The organism is Corynebacterium sp. USCH3, assembly GCF_037619475.1.
Lineage (GTDB): Bacteria > Actinomycetota > Actinomycetes > Mycobacteriales > Mycobacteriaceae > Corynebacterium.
In genome coordinates this window covers 483,026-503,055 of the sequence record NZ_JAQPZT010000003.1, presented here as the reverse complement: position 1 = coordinate 503,055, position 20,030 = coordinate 483,026, and the positions used below count along the sequence as shown (strand labels likewise).

The following is a 20,030-nucleotide window of genomic DNA, read 5'->3' as shown; positions in this document are numbered from 1 at the left end:
ACCTGGTCCTTCCCCCATGGTGTAATCGGCAACACTGCGGTTTTTGGTACCGTCATTCCAGGTTCGAGTCCTGGTGGGGGAGCTTTTCGTGTCCGGGTGGGGTGTACCGGTTCGTCGGACCACAGGTTCGCGGCGTTAGACTGTCGGTCATTCGCGTGACCCCCGCTACGCTGATCCGCCAATGTGTAAGGACACCGCCCATCGTGACTGAACAGAACAAGCCGGTCGCCGTCGTCGTACTCGCCGCCGGCGCCGGGACCCGCATGAAATCCGCCACGCAGAAGACCCTGCACTCCATCGGCGGGCGGACACTGCTGGCTCACAGTCTGCACGCCGCCGACACCGTCTCCCCCGAACGTATCGTCGCCGTCGTCGGCCACGGCCGTGACCAGGTCGGCCCCGCCGCCGAGACGATCGCCGGCGAGCTCACCGCACCGGTCGACCTCGCCGTGCAGGAGGAACAGCTCGGCACCGGACACGCCGTCCAGTGCGCCATGCCCGCCCTGGAGGGGTTCGAGGGCACGGTCATCGTCACGAACGCCGACGTCCCTCTGCTCACCGGCGACACGCTCGGCCACCTGCACGCCGCACACACCGAGGTGCCGACGGCGGTAACGGTGCTGACCACGGACCTGACTGACCCGTACGGTTACGGCCGCATCATCCGTAACGAGGAGAACGAGGTCACCGCGATCGTCGAGGAGAAGGACGCGACGGAGACGGAACGCCACGTCACCGAGATCAACTCCGGGGTCTTCGCCTTCGACGCCGCGATCCTGCGTGACGCGCTCACCCGCCTGCGCACCGACAACTCCCAGGGCGAGCTCTACCTCACCGATGTCCTCGGCATCGCCCGGCACGACGGCCACCCGGTGCGCGCCTACCGCTCCGAGGACTACCGCGAACTCGCCGGCGTCAACGACCGCGTCCAGCTCGCCGCCGCCGGCAGGGAGCTCAACCGTCGCACGGTCGAGGCCGCGATGCGGGGCGGTGCCACGATCGTCGACCCCGCCACCACCTGGATCGACGTCGAGGTCACCGTCGGCGCCGACGTCACCGTCCTGCCGGGGACCCAGCTCAAGGGCCGCACCTCGATCGCCGCCGACGTCACCGTCGGACCGGACTCCACCCTGCAGGACGTGACCGTCGGCGAGGGCGCCTCGGTCGTACGCACCCACGCCGTCGACGCCACCATCGGTGCCCGTGCCGAGGTCGGCCCCTTCACCTACCTGCGCCCCGGTACCGTCCTCGGCGAGGAGGGCAAGCTCGGCGGGTTTGTCGAGGCGAAGAACGCGACCATCGGGCGCGGCTCCAAGGTCCCGCACCTCACCTACGTCGGCGACGCCACCATCGGCGAGTACTCCAACATCGGCGCCTCCAGCGTCTTCGTCAACTACGACGGCGTGGACAAGCACCACACGACCGTCGGCTCCCATGTCCGTACGGGGTCCGACACGATGTTCATCGCCCCGGTCACCGTGGGCGACGGCGCCTACTCCGGCGCCGGAACGGTGATCAAGGAGGACGTCCCGGCCGGCGCGTTGGCTGTCTCCGGCGGACAGCAGCGCAACATCGAGGGCTGGGTCCAGCGCAAGCGGCCCGGAAGCGCCGCCGCCGAGGCTGCCGAGGCGGCACAGCACACCCCTGAATCCTGACCCCGGGCGGGGTTAGCCGGATTGGTTCGTGCGAAGCCCCCGTCTTACACTCACAGCAGCGATAAGCTGTTTGACGCCCTGTGCCCCACACACCTCCCCAAAGTCGGAAAGGTCGTAGAATCCGTGTCCCACTGGATCGACAACCAGAAGAACCTGATGCTCTTCTCCGGTCGTGCCCACCCAGAGCTCGGCGAAGCCGTCGCCCGTGAACTGGGTATCGCGCTGACCCCCACCACGGCACACGACTTCGCCAACGGCGAGATCTTCGTCCGGTTCGAGGAGTCGGTCCGCGGCTCGGACGCCTTCGTCCTGCAGTCCCACCCGCAGCCGCTGAACAAGTGGGTGATGGAGCAGCTGATCATGATCGACGCGCTCAAGCGCGGGTCCGCCAAGCGCATCACCGCGATCCTGCCGTTCTACCCCTACGCGCGCCAGGACAAGAAGCACCGCGGCCGTGAGCCGATCTCCGCCCGGCTGATCGCCGACCTGCTGAAGACCGCCGGTGCCGACCGCATTGTCTCGGTCGACCTGCACACCGACCAGATCCAGGGCTACTTCGACGGTCCCGTCGACCACATGCACGCCATGCCGATCCTCACCGACTACATCATCGACAAGTACGGCAAGGACAACCTCTGCGTGGTCTCCCCCGACGCCGGTCGCGTGAAGGTCGCCGAGAAGTGGTCGAACGTGCTCGGCGGCGCCCCGCTGGCCTTCGTCCACAAGACCCGCGACGTCGACGTCGCCAACAGCGTCACCGCCAACCGCGTCGTCGGTGACGTCGAGGGCATGACCTGCATCCTGCTCGACGACATGATCGACACCGGCGGAACCATCGCCGGTGCCGTGAAGGTCCTGCGTGAGGCCGGTGCCGGCGACGTCATCATCGCCACCACCCACGGTGTGTTCTCGGACCCCGCCCGTGAACGGCTCGACAACTGCGGTGCCCGCGAGGTCATCACCACCGACACCCTCCCGCAGAGCACCGAGGGCTGGGACAACCTCACCGTCCTGCCGATCGCCCCGCTGGTCGCCAAGACCATCCACGAGATCTTCGAGAACGGTTCGGTCACCACGCTCTTCGAGTGATACACTCGTGACCGTCTCGGCGAGGGCTGGTGTATACCGGCCGTTATCGGCGCGCATTCGTTCCAGGGTGTCCTTTCACCACGGGACGGTCACCGCACCTTGAGCCGCAGCAGAGTCTGCGGCTTTTTTCGTGAGACCGATCAGTTCCGTCCGTCCCCGACCATGAGGAGAACACCATGGCAACGAACATCACCCGCATCAGCGGCCTGCCGCGCACCGAGTTCGGCAAGGGCGCGTCCCGCCGTCTGCGTCGCGACTGGCGCATCCCGGCCGTGATCTACGGCTCCTTCCACGAGCCGATCCACGTCAGCTTCGAGCTGCTCGAGTTCCAGGGCATCGTGCGTAACCACGGCTCCAACGCCATCCTCGAGGTCGAGATCGACGGCGAGGACAACCTCTGCATGATCAAGGCCGTCGACCAGAACGTCCTGACCCTGGACATCGACCACGCCGACCTGCTGTCCGTCAAGCGCGGCGAGACCGTCGAGGTCGAGGTCCCCGTCGTCGCCGAGGGCGAGGCCGCCGCGGGCACCCAGGTCGTGCAGGACGCCGACGTCGTCACCATCGAGGCCGACGTCCTCTCCATCCCGGAGGAGATCACCTTCTCTATCGAGGGCAAGCAGATCGGCGACCAGGTCACCGCCGGCGACCTGAAGATGCCGGGCAACACCTCCCTGGTGTCCGACGCCGACACCCTGATCGTCAACATCATCGAGCCCGAGGTCGCCCCGGAGCCCGAGGAGACCGACGAGGCTGCCGGCGACGCCGACGCCGACGCCGAGGCCCCCTCCGAGGAGTCCGCGGAGTAGTTTTACGCCGCACCCCGGTATGGGAGACTGGATCAGTGAACAGCACTGACCGGTCTCCCTTTCTCGTTGTCGGCCTCGGAAACCCCGGGGCACAGTACGACGGCACCCGCCACAACGTCGGCGCCATGGTCCTCGACGAGCTTGCCGGGCGCTGCGGTGGCCCGGCGGGTCCGGCGACGTTCAGCACCAACCGCAAGCTCAACGCGCGGGTCGCGGAGACCAGGATCGGCGACCGCCAGGTCATTCTCGCCGTCCCCCGCAGCTACATGAACCAGTCCGGTGGCCCGGTGAAGGCTCTGGCGTCCTACTACCGGGTGCCGGCCGACTCCGTGGTGGTCGTCCACGACGAACTGGACCTCGACCCGGGGGTGGTGAAGCTGAAGTCCGGTGGTGGCCTGAATTCACACAACGGTCTGCGTGACATCGCGAAGTCCCTGGGCACACGCGACTTCCAGCGGGTGCAGATCGGTATCGGACGCCCGCCGGGGCGCATGGCGCCAGCGTCCTACGTCCTCAAGCCTTTCGCGAAGACCGAGCGTGCGGAGCTGCCGATCACACTCGCCGACGCAGCGGACCTGATTCTCGACCTGGCGGCCGGCCGGTAGACTCTAGCGGCATGAGCCTGCTCTCCCGCCTGGTCGCCCCGTTCCGTCGCCGTCCCGTGTCCCCCGGGGCCGACGCCCTGGCCCCCGCACAGTGGCTGGTCGTCGGGCTGGGCAATCCCGGCGGGAAGTACGCGGGGACCCGCCACAACGTCGGCTACCTCGTCACCGACCTCCTGGTCGACCGTGCGGGTGCGGACGGACTGCGCGGCATCCCCGGAACGAAGGCGCAGGTGGCGCGGGTGGAGATCAACGACCACGGTGTCCTGCTGGTGCGCTCGACGACGTTCATGAACCTGTCCGGGGAGGCCGTCGCCCCGCTCGCCACGAGTTACGGGGTCAGCCCGGACCACGTGATCGTCATCCACGACGAACTCGACCTGCCCGCCGGCAAGGTCAAGGTGAAGCTCGGCGGCAACGAGAACGGTCACAACGGGTTGAAGTCGGTCAGTGCCGAACTCGGCACCCGGGACTACGTACGCGTCCGGATCGGCATCGGGCGCCCGGTGGCCGGCACCAGCGTGATCGACCACGTCCTCACCCCGCTCGACGAGGACACCGACTGGGGTGCCGTCGTCGCCACCGCCGCCGACGCCGTCGACATCACGGTCACCCGCGGACTCCCTGCGGCCCAGAACGAGATACACTCCCGGGCGTGAGCACCCCGAAGAACGCGAAGTACCCGAAACGGAAGTCCGGCCGACACCCCTCCCCCGTCGCCGGAACCTACGAGGGCGACTACGGCATCCTCGAGCTCGAGCCGGACCCCCACACCACCGACGGGTGGTTGATCAGCGTCAACGGGGTGCCGAGCAGCCACGTCGTCCTCGGTGCGCCCAGTGTGCTCGTCTTCGAGTACATGCAGTGGATCGCCGGCGGGCTACGGGCACACGTCGCCGAGCACCTGGACCCGGCCAGCCTGCGGGTCACACACCTCGGCGGCGGTGCCTGCACGCTGGCGCGTTACGTGGCGGACGTCTACCCGGACTCCCGCAACACCGTCGTCGAACTTGACGGCGAGCTCGCGCGCCTGTCCCGTGAGTGGTTCGACATCCCCCGGTCGCCACGGGTGAAGATCCGGGTGGACGACGCCCGCGAGGTCGCAGAATCATTCGCTCCGGCCAGCCGCGACGTGATCATCCGCGACGCCTTCGCCGGCGCAGTCACCCCGGCCGGTCTGACGACGGTGGAGTTCTTCCGTGACTGCCACCGGGGCCTGGCTCCCGGCGGGGTGTACATCGCCAACTGTGGCGACCACCCCGACCTGCGCGGTGCGAAGGCTGAACTCGCGGGCATGGCCGAGGTGTGGGGGCACCTCGCCGTGATCGCCGACCCGTCGATGCTCAAGGGCCGCCGGTACGGCAACATCATCCTGCTCGCGTCGGACGCCCCCCTGCTGGAGGCCGGGTCCACCGCCCACGCCGCCGTCGCCCGCGAGCTCCTCGGCGGCGCGGTGCCCGCGCAGTACAAGGACGAGGCCTGGGTGCGGCAGTTCTTCTCCGGTGCGAAGCCGCGACGGGCGGACCCCATCCCTGAATAGAACGCATGTTCGAGTCTTGACCATGTGCGTCCGTTTCATGTCCGGGGCCTCCGATACAGTGTTCGTATCCGAAGGAGGGGACCATGACCAGCACCTACACCACCGAACCCACCACCGGTGAGAGCTACACCTCTCTCGCCACCACCTACTCCGTCCAGATCAACACCGCCGAGCTCGAACTCGTCGCATTCCTCATGGGCATCCCGGATGACAGCCGGTTGTCCACCGCGCAGGCCGTCCGGCGTCGGACCACCAGGGAGGCGTACCGGTACGCACACGCCGCGGACATCGCCCAGCGTATGCCGACCTTGTTCAGCCACTTCCGGGACGACGGCCGCTACTCCGTCGACCATCTCGACGCCATCTGGAGCCGCATCAACCGGCACGCCACGGCGCTCCACGCCGCCGGAGCGGACGTACCGCAGTGTCTCGACGCCGCCGTCGCCCTCGGCATCGCCAACTGGATCCGCACGACCGGCATCACCGCGTTGACCGCGATCGCCGACGTCGCCGACGAGGTGCTGACCGCCGTCGCACCACTGATCGTCGAAACGACCGAGAAGGAGGAGGCCGCGACGGTGTCCCTGACCCGTCGCGGGAGCCGCTTCACCCTGGACTGCGGCAGCGAGTTCGTCGCCGACGCATTGTGGTCCTCAATCAGCTCGGCAGCACTCGACGTGCGCCGGGAGGCCCTCACCGACCATGCCGACCAGACCGCGAAGACCGCACCTCCGTCGCCACCGTCGATGTCCCGCTGTCGCGGGGAGGTCGCCCTCGGCGCACTCGGCGGTCGGCGTGACCAACTGAAGGTCACGGTGAACACCTACCGCATGCGTGACGACGGCCCGGCCTACATCCTCGGTACCGGGTGGGTCTCCCCCGCCACGGGCGCGGAACTGACCGCCATCGCCCGGCACATCCGCGAGCTTCCCCCGCTCGACCAGGTCCCGCCGACCGACGCCTACCGGTTCACGACGGTGCAGCGGGCCCATATCGAAGGCCGCGACGGGCACTGCAGGTTCCCCGGGTGCGAGATCCCCGCCGACGACTGCGAGCATGACCACCTGGTCAACTCCCCGCACACCGACCCCGACAGCGACGGCCCGACCAGTGTGACCAACGGCATCTGCCTCTGCCGCAACCACCACACCCTCAAGACCGCCGGGATCTGGGAACCCACCACCCCGGACGACGCCCTCACCCTGCACTGGCACGGCCCCGGCGGCATCCGTGCCACCACGGTCGCCGCCGGACCACTGTCCCAGGCGGGGCATCCCGGTTGAGTACTGTTCACCGCCCGCCCCGTCCAGTACTATCCGTCACCATGCCCCTCATCGAGCTGCATGGCGTCCGGAAAACCTACCAGTCCTCCTCCGGTGAGGTCCGGGCCCTCGACGGCCTCGACCTCACCGTGGAAGAAGGCACCGTCCGAGGACTCCTCGGACCTAACGGTGCGGGCAAGACAACCACAGTCAAAGTACTGACCACCCTCATCCGACCCACCTCCGGCACCGCCACCGTGGCGGGGCTCGACGTGGTGAAGCAGTCTGCCCGCGTCCGGGAGATCATCGGCGCATCCGGTCAGTACGCGACCATCGACGAAGACCTCTCCGCCCGAGAGAACCTCATGCTCATCGGCCGCCTGTTCCACCTCGGTGACCGGACTGCCACGAAGCGTGCGGACGAGCTCCTCGAACTCTTCAACCTCACCGACGCCGCCGACCGCCCGGTCAAAGGCTTCTCCGGGGGCATGCGCCGCCGCGCCGACCTGGCGTCATCACTCGTCAACAATCCGCGGATCCTCTTCCTCGACGAACCGACGACGGGCCTCGACCCCGCGGCCCGGCTCAGCCTCTGGGACGTGATCCGGGAACGTGTCGCCGCCGGCACCACGCTCCTGCTGACCACCCAGTACCTGGAGGAGGCCGACCAGCTCGCCGACGAGATCAGCGTGATCGACAACGGCACCGTCATCGCCGAGGGCACCGCCGACGTCCTCAAGACGCAGGTCGGTGGCCAGCGCGTCACCGTCACCCTCGCCGACCCGTCCGACGTCGATGCCGCGACACAGCTGCTGCAGCCACTCGCCGTCGGCGGTGAGAGCGTCACCAGGCAGGAACGCACGCTCACCCTCGCCGTCGACGACGGACCCGCCGCTCTCGAACGCGCCGTCCACGACATCCGCTCACACCACATCGACGTCCACGACATCGGGCTGGCCCGGCCCACCCTCGACGACGTCTTCCTCTCCCTCACCGGAGACAGCGCCGGGAAGGACGCGTCATGACCACAGTCAGCAACTGGTTCACCGACGTCCGCGCGGTGACGCTGCGCAACCTCATCCACTTCCGTCGCACCCCGGACGTGCTGATGTGGGGCATGGTCCAGCCCATCATGTTCGTGCTGCTCTTCAGCCAGGTCTTCGGCGGCGCGATCCAGGTCCCCGGGCAGGACTACACCGACTTCCTCATGGCCGGCATCTTCGTGCAGACCGTGGTCTTCGGGTCCACCTTCTCCGGCATGTTCATGTCCGAGGACCGGAAGAAGGGCCTGATCGACCGGTTCAAGACCCTGCCGATGGCGCCGTCCGCGGTCCTGGTGGCGAGAACACTCGCCGACCTCGTCCTCAACACGCTCACGCTGGTCGTCATGGTCGTGTCCGGTGTCGCCGTCGGGTGGCGGTTCGAGGACGGGGTCGGACGCTTCCTCGCGGGGATGGGGCTGCTCCTGCTGTTCTCGTGGGCGTTCTCCTGGGTGATGGTGCTGCTCGGCCAGGTCGTCCGCAGCCCTGAGGTGATGAACTCCGCGACCTTCATGGTCCTGTTCCCCCTGACCTTCCTGTCCAACGCCTTCGTCCCGTCCGAGACGATGCCGACGGCACTGCGGGTCTTCGCCGAGTGGAACCCGGTGTCCGCACTGGTCCAGGCGACACGTGACCTCTTCGGCAACACCGGGGACGCACCGGCCCCGGACATCTGGACGATGCAGAACCCCGTCCTCGCGGTCTTCGCGGCCGCGATCGTCCTGGTCCTGGTCTTCGCGCCGCTGTCGGTGATGAGGTTCCGGCGCGCGGAGTAGCGGTTACTTCAGCAGCCGCGACATCCCCCGGTCGGCGAGAACCTTCCCGTCGGTCTGGCACGTCGGACAGTACTGGAACGACGACTCGCTGAACACGACCTCCCGTACGGTGTCGCCGCAGACCGGGCAGAGTTCCCCGGCACGGCCGTGCACCTGCATGCCGTCCTTCTTCGCGTGTTTGATGTCCGCGGCATCGAGCCCCGAGAGGCGCTGGATTTCCGAGGTCATCGTCCCGACGACCGCCTCATACAGTCGGCGTCGCTCCCCGCGCGGCATCGTGGCGGAGGCGAACGGTGACATGCGGGCCCGGTGCAGGATCTCGTCGGAGTAGGCGTTGCCGATTCCCGCGATGAGTGTCTGGTCGCGGAGGGCGCCCTTGATCCGGGCGCGACCAGCCTCGTCCAGCACCCCGCAGAACGCCTCGAAGGTGAACTCCGGCCCCACCGGATCGACCCCGAGTGCCGCGACCCCGGTCACCTCGGCAGGATCGTTCACGAGATAGAGCGCGAGTTTCTTCTTCGTCCCCGCTTCCGTGGCGTCCAGGCACCCCTCCCCCAGCACCAGCCGGACGGCGAGGGGCCCCTTGCCGGGCTTGGGCGGGGTCGCCGGGACAGTGTCACGCCACCTGACCCACCCCGCTCGCGCCAGGTGCATGACCAGGTGGACCCCGTCCATCCGGAGGTCGAGGAACTTCCCGTGGCGACGGACGTCGGTGACCGTCTCACCCACGAGTGAGGACGGCGCCACGGCCACCGTCTTGAGCGCGGAGAACGCCGTCAGGTCGACGCGGTCGACGACCCTCCCGCCGATGCGGCGTCGCAGATCTGCGGCGAGCGCCTCCACCTCGGGGAGCTCAGGCACCGGAACCACCCGCGGTGTACGGGATACGTCCCCCGGCGATCACCATCTCGACCTGCCGCTCCGACAGCCGGTGGCGTAGCGTCACATCGCGACCACCGATCGTCGCAGCGACCTGGTTTCCCTCGCGGAGGGCGTCACGCAGCCCGGTGACCACGAACTCGTCGTCCTGCGAGACGGCGTCGTGGTCGGAGGGATCGACGAACTCCAGTGGCAGGATCCCGAAGTTCGCCAGGTTCTGCCAGTGGATCCGCGCGAAAGACGTCGCCACCACGGCCTGCAGCCCCAGGTACCTCGGGGCGATCACCGCATGCTCACGGGACGACCCCTGACCGTAGTTCTCGCCGGCGACGACCACGTGCCCACCCTCGGTCGCGCTGGCGCGCTCGACGTAGGTGTCGTCGATGCGGGAGAAGCTGAACTCCGAGATCTTCGGGATGTTGCTGCGGTACGGCAGCACCCGTGACCCGGCGGGCATGATCTCGTCGGTCGACACGTCGTCGCCCATGACCAGCAGGGTGGGCACAGCGATACTGTCGTCCAGCGGGGTGAACTCCGGGAGCGACGAGATGTTCGGCCCCTTGACCAGCTCGACCTTCGACGCCTCCTCCGGTTCCGGCGGGGCCAGCAGCATGTCGTCGACGGAGCTGAAACGCTCGGGCATCTGCGGTACCGGGCAGCTCATGTCGTACAACGACTCCAGCTCACGCGGGTCGGTGATCTTCCCGGTCAGCGCAGCAGCGGCCGCGGTCTCCGGTGAGCACAGCCAGACGGCGTCCTCCTCCGTCCCGGAGCGGCCGGGGAAGTTCCGGGGCATGGTGCGAAGCGAGTTCCGGCCGCTGGCCGGCGCCTGCCCCATACCGATGCATCCCATGCACCCGGACTGGTGGATCCGGGCGCCCGCCGTCACCAGCGACGTCAGCCATCCTCCGGCAATCAGGTCGGCCAGCACCTCACGGGAGGTCGGGTTGATGTCCACGGACACCGTCTGCGCCGTCTGTCTCCCGTCCAGGATCTCCGCGACGACGGCGAAGTCACGCAGGCCCGGATTCGCGGACGACCCCACGACCACCTGGGAGACCTCCTCGTCCTCCTCCGCCACCTCCCGGACCGGGACGACGTTGCCGGGGGACGACGGGCGGGCGATCAGCGGCTCCAGGTCGCCGAGCTCGATGTGTTCGGTGACGTCGTACCGCGCACCGGCGTCGGCGACGATCCGGGTGTAGTCGTCGGGACGTCCGACGGCGGCGAGGTAGTACCGCACCGCGTCGTCGGCGGGGAAGACGGTCGCGGTGGCGCCGAGTTCGGCGCCCATGTTCGCGATTACGTGGCGGTCCATCGCCGTGAGGTTGTCCAGTCCCGGACCGTGGTACTCGATGATCCGTCCGACGCCGCCCTTCACCCCGTGGCGGCGGAGCATCTCGAGTACGACGTCCTTCGCCGACACCCAGGCGGGAAGCTCACCGGTGAGCTCGACACCCCAGACCTCCGGCATCGACACGTAGAGCGGCTGACCCGCCATGGCCATGGCGACCTCGAGGCCACCGACGCCGATGGCCAGCATTCCCAGGGCACCGGCGGCACAGGTGTGGGAGTCCGAGCCGATCATCGTGGCACCGGGCCGACCGAAGTGGGCCTGGTGGACCGGGTGCGACACGCCGTTGCCCGCCTTCGAGAACCACAGGCCGAACCGCTGGGCCGCGGACTCGAGAAAAAGGTGGTCATCGGGGTTCTTCTCGTCGGTCTGCAGCAGATTGTGGTCGACGTACTGGACGGAAAGCTCCGTCCGGATCCGGTCCAGTCCCATCGACTCGAGTTCCAGCATCACCATGGTGCCGGTGGCGTCCTGGGTGAGCGTCTGATCGACGGTCAGGCCGATCTCACTCCCCGGAGCAGGAACGGCCCTGTCTGCCGTGTCCGCCGTGTCACCGCCGACCAGGTGGTCGGCGATGAGTTTCTGTGCGACATTCCTCTTCTCGTGCTGTGCGGTCTGCATACGGCACACCTCCTTCATCGCGTGCCCCCACGCTACGCCGGAGTGAAACATGTTTCAGATCGTGAACAAGTACGTCGCCCCCCTTGTCCCCCTTTTCCGGAGCGACTGCAACGCAGGTAAGGTGTCCAGACGTGTCAGACACCGCAGCAACATCCCCGGCCAGCACCTCCACCGTCGACTCCGAAGCGCACCGACGGCGGACCTTCGCCGTCATCGCCCACCCGGACGCCGGTAAGTCCACGCTGACCGAGGCGCTGGCGCTGCACGCCCGTGTCATCAACGAGGCCGGCGCCGTCCACGGCAAGGCCGGCCGCAAGTCCACGGTCTCCGACTGGATGGACATGGAGAAGGACCGCGGGATCTCCGTGGCGTCCTCCGCGCTGCAGTTCGAGTACGCCCCGGAGGGCCACACCGGCGAGCCGTACATGATCAACCTGGTCGACACCCCCGGTCACGCCGACTTCTCCGAGGACACCTACCGGGTACTCACCGCCGTCGACGCCGCCGTGATGCTCGTCGACGGAGCCAAGGGCCTGGAGCCCCAGACGCTGAAGCTCTTCCGCGTGTGCAAGGCCCGCGGGTTGCCGATCATCACCGTGGTCAACAAGTGGGACCGTCCGGGCAAGGAGCCCCTGGAGCTGGTGGACGAGATCGTCACGGAGATCGGTCTGCAGCCGACCCCGTTGTTCTGGCCCGTCGGCCCCGCCGGTGACTTCCGCGGGCTCGCCCGCCTCGACCGTGAGGGCGAGGTGCAGGAGTACATCCACTTCCTGCGCACCGCCGGCGGCTCCACCATCGCCCCCGAGGAGCACTACTCGCCGGACGAGGCGTCCACCAGGGAGGAGGACGCCTGGGACACCGCGGCCGAGGAGGCCGAGCTCCTCGCCGCCGACGGTGCCGTGCACGACCAGGAGCTCTTCCTGGAATGCACCACGTCCCCGCTGATCTTCGCGTCCGCGATGCTGAACTTCGGCGTCCACCAGATCCTCGACACGCTCTGCGCACTGGCGCCACAGCCCGGACCCCGGGAATCCGACCCGGCCGTCGTCGAGGCCGCGGCGTCCTCCGCAGGTGCGGCGATCGACCCCGTCCGGAACATCACCGACGCCTTCGCCGGCGTGGTCTTCAAGGTGCAGGCCGGCATGGACACCAACCACCGCGACAAGCTCGCCTTCATGCGCGTGGTCTCCGGGGAGTTCACCCGTGGCATGCAGGTCAGTCACGCCCAGTCGGGGCGTTCCTTCTCCACGAAGTACGCCCTCACCGTCTTCGGCCGCGACCGCAACACCGTCGAGGCCGCCTACCCCGGCGACATCGTCGGGCTGGTCAACGCCGGCACCCTCGCGCCCGGCGACACGATCTACGCCGGACGGAAGGTCCAGTTCCGTCCCATGCCGCAGTTCGCCCCGGAGAACTTCCGCACCCTGCGTGCGAAGACGCTGGGCAAGTACAAGCAGTTCCGCAAGGCCCTGGACCAGCTCGATTCCGAGGGCGTGGTCCAGATCCTGAAGAACGACGCCCGCGGCGACGCCAGCCCGGTCATGGCCGCCGTCGGCCCGATGCAGTTCGAGGTCATGCAGGCCCGGATGATGGCCGAGTACAACGTGGAGACCGTCACCGAACCCGTGCCCTACTCCGTGGCCCGACGTACCGACGCCGCCAGCGCCCCCGAGCTGGGACGACAGCGCGGCGTGGAGATCTTCACCCGCTCCGACGGCGAGCTCGTCGCCCTCTTCGGCGACAAGTGGAAGCTCGCCTTCGTGGAGAAGGAGCACCCGGAACTCACCATGGAGCCGATGGTCGCCGACTGAGCGTAAGATTTCCACCCGGAAATGAGGTAAGGTCCGGCGGGACGTCTCTGTGAAAGGTAGTGCTCCCCCGTGTCCTTCCGGCCCTCGCTGATCCTCCGAACAACGTTCGCCACCCTCCTCGCCGGTGCCCTCACCGCTCCCGTCGCCGTCGCCGGTGAGGCCGCCCCCGGCCCCCTGGAGTGGGGCACCTGCCCCGCCGGGTCCTTCGCCGACCCGTCCGCCGAGTGCGCCGACATCGAGGTCCCGAAGGACTACTCGACCCCTGACGCCGGCACCATCACGCTGACCATGAGCCGCATCGCCGCCACCGGGGAGCGCAAGGGCGTCATCGCCGGCAACCCCGGTGGTCCCGGCGGGGACGCGTTGAGCATGTTCACCAGCAGTGACATCGGCTCCCCTGAGGCAGAGGGCCGGATCGCGCTGCCCGCCGACGTCCGGGAGAGCTACGACCTCCTCGCCGTCGAACCCCGCGGGTTGGCCTGGGGAACCCCGCTGGACTGCGGCACCCCGGGCATACCCGCGGCCGACATGCTCGCCGCCTGCGAGGCGAACGACCCCGGCTACGCCGCGACCGTCACCACCGACAACACCGCGCGTGACCTCGACGAGGCACGCAAGGCCCTCGGTGAGCAGACGCTGAACCTCTACGGCATCTCCTACGGCGGGCCGCTGATGGCCACCTACGCCACCCTGTTCCCCGGGACCACCGGTAAGGTGCTGCTCGACTCCTCCGCCTCCCCGGAACAGCGGTGGTTCGGACTCGGGCAGGTCCGGAAGCAGGCCCGCGTGGACGGCCTCAACGCCATGTTCTCCTGGCTCGCCGAGCGCGACGACGAGTACCACCTCGGCACCACCCCGTTGCAGGTCTACCAGCGGTGGGCGGAGGTCGTCGCCGGACCCTACGGCGTCCAGCTGCCGACCGCCCCGCCCGCCGCCGGCGCCGACGATGTCCCGCTGCCCGGCCGGCTCGCCTCTCAGGTGGTCGACGCCGTGGTCTACGCCCAGTGGCGGGCCGGGACCCTGTCGGACACCACACGCATGCTCCTCGGTGACGAGAGCGCGCTGACGGGTGTGTCCGCCGGGCAGCAGGGGCTGATGGACGGACTGTACAGCGAGAAGGTGTGGCCGGTGATCGGCGAGCAGCTCAGCAATCCGGGTGCGCAGCCAGGTGAGCAGCCGCAGCTGTCCGAGGAGGAGGCCGCCGCCCTGGAGCTGATGCAGACGCAGTCGACCTACGTCGACCGTGCGATCGTGTGCAACGAGAACACCACCGCCGCGGACCCCTCCCTCGTCGTGCCGACCCTGGTCACCCAGTACACCGGCGGCGACCTCATCCGGTACAACGAGGACCTCCTCGGCTCCGGCCTCTACTGCGACGGCTGGCCTGCCACGACGGTGCCGACGGACCCGTCCGGCGCCGAACTGGAGCAGGCACCGCTGCACATCGGCTACTCCCACGACACCGCCGTCACCGCCGCGGGCGCCACCGACATGCACCGTGCCATGGGCGGCGAGTTGCTCGTCGCCGAGGGCTTCTCCCACGGCGTCCAACTGGAGGCCCCGGCGACGTTCGAGGACGAGATCAGCGTGTACTTCGCCTGAGCAGCTCCACCAGGCCCCGGGTCAGTGCGCCGGTCCAGCCGGCCATCTCATGGCCGTGGGTCCCGATGTCGAGGCTGGTCGGGACGCCCGCCTCCCGCAGCGCCGCGACCACCCTGGTGGCATGGCCCGGCATGTCCCGTCCCTCTCCGCGCCCGGCGCTGAGGTGGATCCGGAGACCATCCGGCGCACCGGATGCCCGGACCTCGGCGGCGACGTCGCCGAACCAGAAGGATCCGGACGTCGCGACGGCGAGGCGGGCGGCGTCCGGACGGTGCAGCACCAGGTCCACCGCCGACAGTCCGCCGAGGCTCTCACCGGCGATGACGGTACGCTCCGCCGGAACGTCGACGACGCCGCGTGCCCAGGGCAGTACCCGGTCGGCGATGAGGGTGCGGTAGTCCTCAGAACGCGAGAGCAGAGCGACCCGGTCATCGGCGGTGTCCACGGCGACGACGCCGACGTGCGGCAGACGTCCCTGGTCGCGCAGCCGGCGCAGTGTCGCGGGCAGCGCGGTCCGTGCCCACGTCGCACCGTCGCTGATCACGAGCAGGTGCTCCGCGTCGCGGAGTCCGCCGGTCCACAGCCGTCGCGCGTGGACCTCGGCCTCGTCCCAGACCACCGGATCCCCCTCGACCCACCCGGGCCGCTCCGGGCCCTCCGGCATGATCAACCGTCCGGACGCGCCACTGCCGGGCAGCGGCGGGTACCAGGCGGGATGGTCCAGGACGTGCGGGACGACGGAGTCCATCAGGTCCAGCCACCGCGCACGCGAATCGGCCGTGGCGTCGAACCGCGCCGCGGCGGTCGCGTCCACCGGGATCACCCGGTAGGACGAGACGAGGTCGTCCGGCACGGCGAGGGTGGACCTCCACCCTTCCCCGTGCGACTCCATCCGGTGCAGGTCCGGGGTGTGGTGGTCGTGGATCCCGTCGATGTGCAGGAGCACGCGGTCGGCGCTGCCGCGGTAGACGAAGGTCAGGTCCATTGCGTCACACCAGGTGGATGACGCCGAGCAGAATGAGGAACAGCGCCACGATGTAGCCCCCGGCGCGGGCGACGGTCCCCTGGTTCTGCCGCATCCACCCGAACCCACGACCCACGGCACTGTAGGGACGCATCCTGATGTACCCGACCACCAGGGCGCACAGGAACGGCAGGCTCAACGCGACCGAGGCGTAGGCGATCATGCCGACGTAGCGGGTGACGGTGGCGAAGTCACCGGCGCTCATCACGGCGATGCCGGCGAAGAAAGGAACGGATGTCACCGACTGCACCAGCCCCAGGACCACGCCGGTGCCGACGGTCGCCCAGGAGGGTGTCTTGAGTGGCCTCATGATGCGCCGCACCAGGCCGGACGACCCGTCCCCGCCGCCGCGCCACGCCAGGACGGCGCTGGCGACACCCGTGAGAATGAGCAGGACGCCGAACACCGGGGATTCCACAAGGGTTTCGATTTTCTCACCGAGTCCGTCGAAGACGACCATGGTGAGCAGGGCGAGCAGCAGCACCCCGAGCCAGTCACCGAACACCAGCAGTCCGGCGACAGGTCCGTACCGTCCACCCTTGTCCCGCAGCGGTTGGGCCACGCCGACGGCGACGAGGACACCGATCAACAGGAAGTTGACCGTGTCCATCAGGGCGAAACTCAGCACGTACAGCACACCGGCTGATCCTACACGGCGGCCGCGACGGCATACCGTCCCCCAGCGCAGCTAAAAACATAGCTGTGCACTGACCGTGCAATATTGCGCAAGCGGTGCAATAATATCGTCCATGGCTAAACTCCTCTACCGGATCGGACGATCCGCATACCTGTACCGGTGGCGATTCATCGCCGTCTGGCTGCTGTTGCTCATCGGTGCGGGCACCGCTGCCGCGACCATGATGAAGCCCACCTCCATGTCCTTCACCATCCCCGGGCTCGAGTCCGTGGAGACCCAGGAGGAGATGGGCGAGCTCTTCCCCGGTGGCGGCGACGACATGGAGGCCCCCACGGGCACCGTCGTCGTCCGGGCCCCCGAAGGTGGCTCACTGACCGACGAGGCGACGAAGGCCGACCTCGACAACCTCATCACCGAGCTGCAGGGCGAGGACGCCCTGGTCGACCCCGAGTCCATCGTGGACCCGGTGACGGCCGCCGCGGGAATGGAGCAGCAGCTCACCGAGGCGAAGGCCCAGCAGGGTATGCCGGAGGAGCAGATCCAGGCCGACCTGCAGGCCCTCTCCCCCGTCAGCGAGAATGAGCGGACCGGAACATTCACGGTGACCTTCAAGGGTGACACCGCCCAGGACGTCTCCTCTGAAGACATCAGCAGTGTCACCGACGTCCTCGACAACGCCGCCACCGACAACCTCGAGGTCTCCTACAACGGCAACGTCTTCCAGACGCAGGAGATCGGCGGCACCGCCGAGCTCATCGGCATGGCCGTCGCCGCCCTCGTCCTGATCATCACCTTCGGCTCCTTCGTCGCCGCCGGCCTGCCGCTGATCACCGCCGTCGTCGGCGTGGGCACCGGAATCATGCTGATCTACGCCGGCACCGCGCTGACCGACTCGATCAACAACATGACCCCGACCCTGGCCTCCATGATCGGGCTGGCCGTCGGCATCGACTACGCCCTGTTCATCGTGTCCAGGTTCAGGAATGAACTCGTCGCCTTCGCCGGCGGCAACAACATGACACCGAAGGAGCTCGCCCAGGCGGTCAAGGGCACCACCCACCGCCAACGGGCCCACCTGGCCGGCCTCGCCGTCGGCAAGGCCGGATCCGCGGTCTGCTTCGCCGGGCTCACGGTGATCATCGCACTGACCGCGCTGTCGATCATCAACATCCCCTTCCTCACCGCCATGGCGCTGGCTGCGGCGTTGACCGTGTTCATCGCCGTCATCGTCGCGGTCACGCTGCTGCCCGCCATCCTCGGCGCCTTCGGCACGAAGTCCTTCGCCGGACGTGCACCGGTGGTCAAGGCCCCGGACCCCGAGGACGAGAAGCCCACCATGGGCCTGAAGTGGGTCCGCCAGATCCGCAGGCGCCCGCTGGTGTTCGCGCTGAGCTCGGTGCTGCTGCTCGTCGTCCTGGCGATCCCGGCCCTCGGCCTGCAGCTGGCCATGCCCACCGACGACTCCGCGAAGCTCGGCAGCCCGCAGCGGACCGCGTCCGAGTGGATCAACGAGGACTTCGGCCCCGGCCGCAACGCTCCGATGGTCGCACTGGTCAAGACCGACGACCCCGAACAGGGACCGGCCACCTTCGGTGCCGCCGTCGAGGAGATCAGCCAGGTCGACGGCGTCTCCAACGCCCAGATCGCCCAGGTCTCCGAGGACGGCACCGCCGCACAGGTGATGGTCACCCCCACCACCGGCGCCACCGACGAAGCCACCAACGACACCCTGCAGGCACTGCGCGACGCTGAGGGCACCTTCCACGAGAACACCGGCGGCGAGTACTCGATCACGGGTGTCACCCCGATCTTCGAGGACATCTCCGACCGGCTCTCCGACGTCCTCATCCCCTACGTCGCGATCGTCGTCGTCCTCGCCTTCGTCCTGCTGGTCGTGGTGTTCCGCTCCCTGTGGGTCCCGCTGATCGCCGCGCTCGGCTTCGCCCTGTCCGTCGCCGCCACCTTCGGTCTGACCGTGGGCATCTGGCAGTGGGGCTGGCTCGGCATCACCAATGACCCGCAGCCGATCATCTCCTTCCTGCCGATCATGCTCATCGGCATCGTCTTCGGACTGGCGATGGACTACCAGGTCTTCCTGGTGACCCGCATGCGCGAGGGGTACGTCCACGGCAAGACCGCCGGCAACGCCGTCTCGAACGGCTTCAAGCACGGCGCCCGCGTGGTCACCGCCGCCGCCCTGATCATGATCTCGGTGTTCGCCGCCTTCATCCTGATGGACGAGCCGTTCATCGCCGTCATGGGCTCCGCCCTGGCGATGGCCGTGCTCATCGACGCCTTCGTGGTGCGCATGACGATCGTTCCCGCCGTGCTCTTCCTGCTCGGTGACCGGGCGTGGAAGCTGCCCGCCTGGCTCGACAAGATCATCCCGTCCGTCGACGTCGAGGGCGAAGGCCTCGTCGGCCTCGAGGCACCGGAGCACGACGACACCGCCGGCAAGCACGAGAAGCAGCCCGCCACCGTGGGCGCCGACACCCCCGACGGCACCAACGGCGAACACGCCGCCGACCCGTCCGACGACAGCACCACGACAGATGGCCGCTAACGACGCACTCTCCCACCGGGAGCAGAAGAAGGAGGAGACCCGGCGCGCACTGGCACGCGCGTCCGCCGAACTCCTGCTCAGCGAGGGCAGCGACGGAATGACCGTCGCCGCGGTCGCCGAACGGGCCGGGGTGTCCCCCCGGACATTCCACAACTACTTCCCCCGGCGGGAGGACGCGCTACTGTTCTTCATCGAGGAGACGATCGACGAACTGCGCCAGGAAGTGGAGGACGCCCCCGCGGAGGAACACCCCCTGGACATCATGCAGCAGCTGGTGACCGACCGCGTGGACGACGACGGCACGGTCTCCGACGACCCCGGCACCCTGCTGAATCTCCGGTCGATCGCCGACCACCTCAGCTACATCACGGGACCGGAGGACAAGGAGCGGGTGATACACATCGCCGACGGACTGCTGGACGCCCTCCACCAACGGGCCCGGGGAACGATGAGCCGGCAGGCCAGTGCGCTGATGATGGTGTCGTGCCTGACCGCCGGGGCGATCGCGGTGGAGTCGCGGGCCGCAGAGAAGGGACGCGACTGCATGGTCATGTTCCCCAGCTGGGCGTCGACCGACCAGACCCCGGCCGAGGTCCTCGACGAAGGGTTCGCGCTGCTGCGCGGCGGATTCGGGGGCTGAGGCTGCCCGACACGTACTGAACCTGGACTGAACGACGGTTTCTGTCTGAATCGTCGGGCGAAAGAGCCACTTCGCGCCCGACATCAGACAGAAACCGTCGTTCGTGTCTGTACCGGCACCGGCCGA

General features: G+C 68.5%; 17 protein-coding genes and 1 tRNA gene. 14 read left to right on the top strand and 4 right to left on the bottom strand.

Features of this window, described 5'->3' with window-relative positions; genetic code table 11:
- Positions 1 to 10: 10 nt before the first annotated feature.
- The 10 genes from PQI66_RS08505 to PQI66_RS08460 all read left to right on the top strand — a co-directional run bounded on the left by PQI66_RS08505 (position 11) and on the right by PQI66_RS08460 (position 8,773).
- A tRNA-Gln gene (locus tag PQI66_RS08505) sits at positions 11 to 82 on the top strand.
- 121 nt (positions 83 to 203) lie between these two features.
- Positions 204 to 1,655: a bifunctional UDP-N-acetylglucosamine diphosphorylase/glucosamine-1-phosphate N-acetyltransferase GlmU gene (gene glmU / locus PQI66_RS08500; protein WP_339997460.1), complete on the top strand. Its 1,452-nt coding sequence runs from the start codon at positions 204 to 206 to the stop codon at positions 1,653 to 1,655.
- Between the two features lie 123 nt (positions 1,656 to 1,778).
- A complete protein-coding gene (locus PQI66_RS08495) occupies positions 1,779 to 2,744 on the top strand; it encodes a ribose-phosphate diphosphokinase (RefSeq protein WP_339997458.1) in 966 nt (321 codons plus the stop codon).
- A 176-nt stretch (positions 2,745 to 2,920) separates the two neighbouring features.
- Positions 2,921 to 3,553, top strand: coding sequence for a 50S ribosomal protein L25/general stress protein Ctc (locus PQI66_RS08490; RefSeq protein ID WP_339997457.1), 633 nt, complete (start codon positions 2,921 to 2,923; stop codon positions 3,551 to 3,553).
- Positions 3,554 to 3,588: 35 nt separating this feature from the next.
- The gene (pth, locus tag PQI66_RS08485; RefSeq protein ID WP_339997456.1) at positions 3,589 to 4,158 is read left to right on the top strand and encodes an aminoacyl-tRNA hydrolase; all 570 of its coding nucleotides are present in this window, start codon (positions 3,589 to 3,591) and stop codon (positions 4,156 to 4,158) included.
- Between the two features lie 11 nt (positions 4,159 to 4,169).
- Positions 4,170 to 4,814: an aminoacyl-tRNA hydrolase gene (pth, locus tag PQI66_RS08480; RefSeq protein WP_339997454.1), complete on the top strand. Its 645-nt coding sequence runs from the start codon at positions 4,170 to 4,172 to the stop codon at positions 4,812 to 4,814.
- On the top strand, positions 4,811 to 5,695 hold the full coding sequence (locus PQI66_RS08475; RefSeq protein ID WP_339997452.1) for a spermidine synthase: 885 nt from the start codon (positions 4,811 to 4,813) through the stop codon (positions 5,693 to 5,695). The genes pth (PQI66_RS08480) and PQI66_RS08475 overlap by 4 nt, the downstream gene beginning before the upstream one ends.
- Positions 5,696 to 5,778: 83 nt before the next feature.
- Positions 5,779 to 6,978 carry an HNH endonuclease signature motif containing protein gene (locus tag PQI66_RS08470; protein WP_339997451.1) on the top strand — a complete coding sequence of 400 codons (1,200 nt, stop codon included), beginning with the start codon at positions 5,779 to 5,781 and terminating at the stop codon, positions 6,976 to 6,978.
- Between the two features lie 41 nt (positions 6,979 to 7,019).
- Positions 7,020 to 7,982 carry an ATP-binding cassette domain-containing protein gene (locus PQI66_RS08465; protein ID WP_339997449.1) on the top strand — a complete coding sequence of 321 codons (963 nt, stop codon included), beginning with the start codon at positions 7,020 to 7,022 and terminating at the stop codon, positions 7,980 to 7,982.
- Positions 7,979 to 8,773, top strand: coding sequence for an ABC transporter permease (locus tag PQI66_RS08460; protein WP_339997447.1), 795 nt, complete (start codon positions 7,979 to 7,981; stop codon positions 8,771 to 8,773). Before PQI66_RS08465 ends, PQI66_RS08460 begins: the two co-directional genes overlap by 4 nt.
- A gap of 3 nt (positions 8,774 to 8,776) precedes the next feature.
- On the opposite strand, the gene PQI66_RS08455 is transcribed toward PQI66_RS08460, so the two are convergent.
- Together PQI66_RS08455 and PQI66_RS08450 are read right to left on the bottom strand one after the other, a co-directional pair.
- Complete coding sequence (locus PQI66_RS08455) at positions 8,777 to 9,634, bottom strand: DNA-formamidopyrimidine glycosylase family protein (protein ID WP_339997446.1); 858 nt, start codon at positions 9,632 to 9,634, stop codon at positions 8,777 to 8,779.
- A complete protein-coding gene (locus PQI66_RS08450; protein WP_339997444.1) occupies positions 9,627 to 11,627 on the bottom strand; it encodes an aconitate hydratase in 2,001 nt (666 codons plus the stop codon). Before PQI66_RS08450 ends, PQI66_RS08455 begins: the two co-directional genes overlap by 8 nt.
- Positions 11,628 to 11,758: 131 nt before the next feature.
- Between PQI66_RS08450 and PQI66_RS08445 the strand changes: the two genes are divergently transcribed.
- Positions 11,759 to 13,438: a peptide chain release factor 3 gene (locus tag PQI66_RS08445; protein ID WP_339997442.1), complete on the top strand. Its 1,680-nt coding sequence runs from the start codon at positions 11,759 to 11,761 to the stop codon at positions 13,436 to 13,438.
- Between the two features lie 69 nt (positions 13,439 to 13,507).
- On the top strand, positions 13,508 to 15,040 hold the full coding sequence (locus PQI66_RS08440; protein WP_339997440.1) for an alpha/beta fold hydrolase: 1,533 nt from the start codon (positions 13,508 to 13,510) through the stop codon (positions 15,038 to 15,040).
- Here PQI66_RS08440 and PQI66_RS08435 read toward each other — a convergent pair.
- Complete coding sequence (locus PQI66_RS08435; RefSeq protein WP_339997438.1) at positions 15,021 to 16,025, bottom strand: alpha/beta hydrolase-fold protein; 1,005 nt, start codon at positions 16,023 to 16,025, stop codon at positions 15,021 to 15,023. The two genes, PQI66_RS08440 and PQI66_RS08435, sit on opposite strands and share 20 nt — an antisense overlap.
- Positions 16,026 to 16,029: 4 nt before the next feature.
- The gene (locus PQI66_RS08430) at positions 16,030 to 16,701 is read right to left on the bottom strand and encodes a GAP family protein (RefSeq protein ID WP_339997436.1); all 672 of its coding nucleotides are present in this window, start codon (positions 16,699 to 16,701) and stop codon (positions 16,030 to 16,032) included.
- A 112-nt stretch (positions 16,702 to 16,813) separates the two neighbouring features.
- On the opposite strand from PQI66_RS08430, the gene PQI66_RS08425 reads away from it, so the two are divergent.
- Positions 16,814 to 19,264: an MMPL family transporter gene (locus PQI66_RS08425; RefSeq protein ID WP_339997435.1), complete on the top strand. Its 2,451-nt coding sequence runs from the start codon at positions 16,814 to 16,816 to the stop codon at positions 19,262 to 19,264.
- A complete protein-coding gene (locus PQI66_RS08420) occupies positions 19,254 to 19,904 on the top strand; it encodes a TetR/AcrR family transcriptional regulator (RefSeq protein WP_339997434.1) in 651 nt (216 codons plus the stop codon). Before PQI66_RS08425 ends, PQI66_RS08420 begins: the two co-directional genes overlap by 11 nt.
- Positions 19,905 to 20,030: the final 126 nt, after the last annotated feature.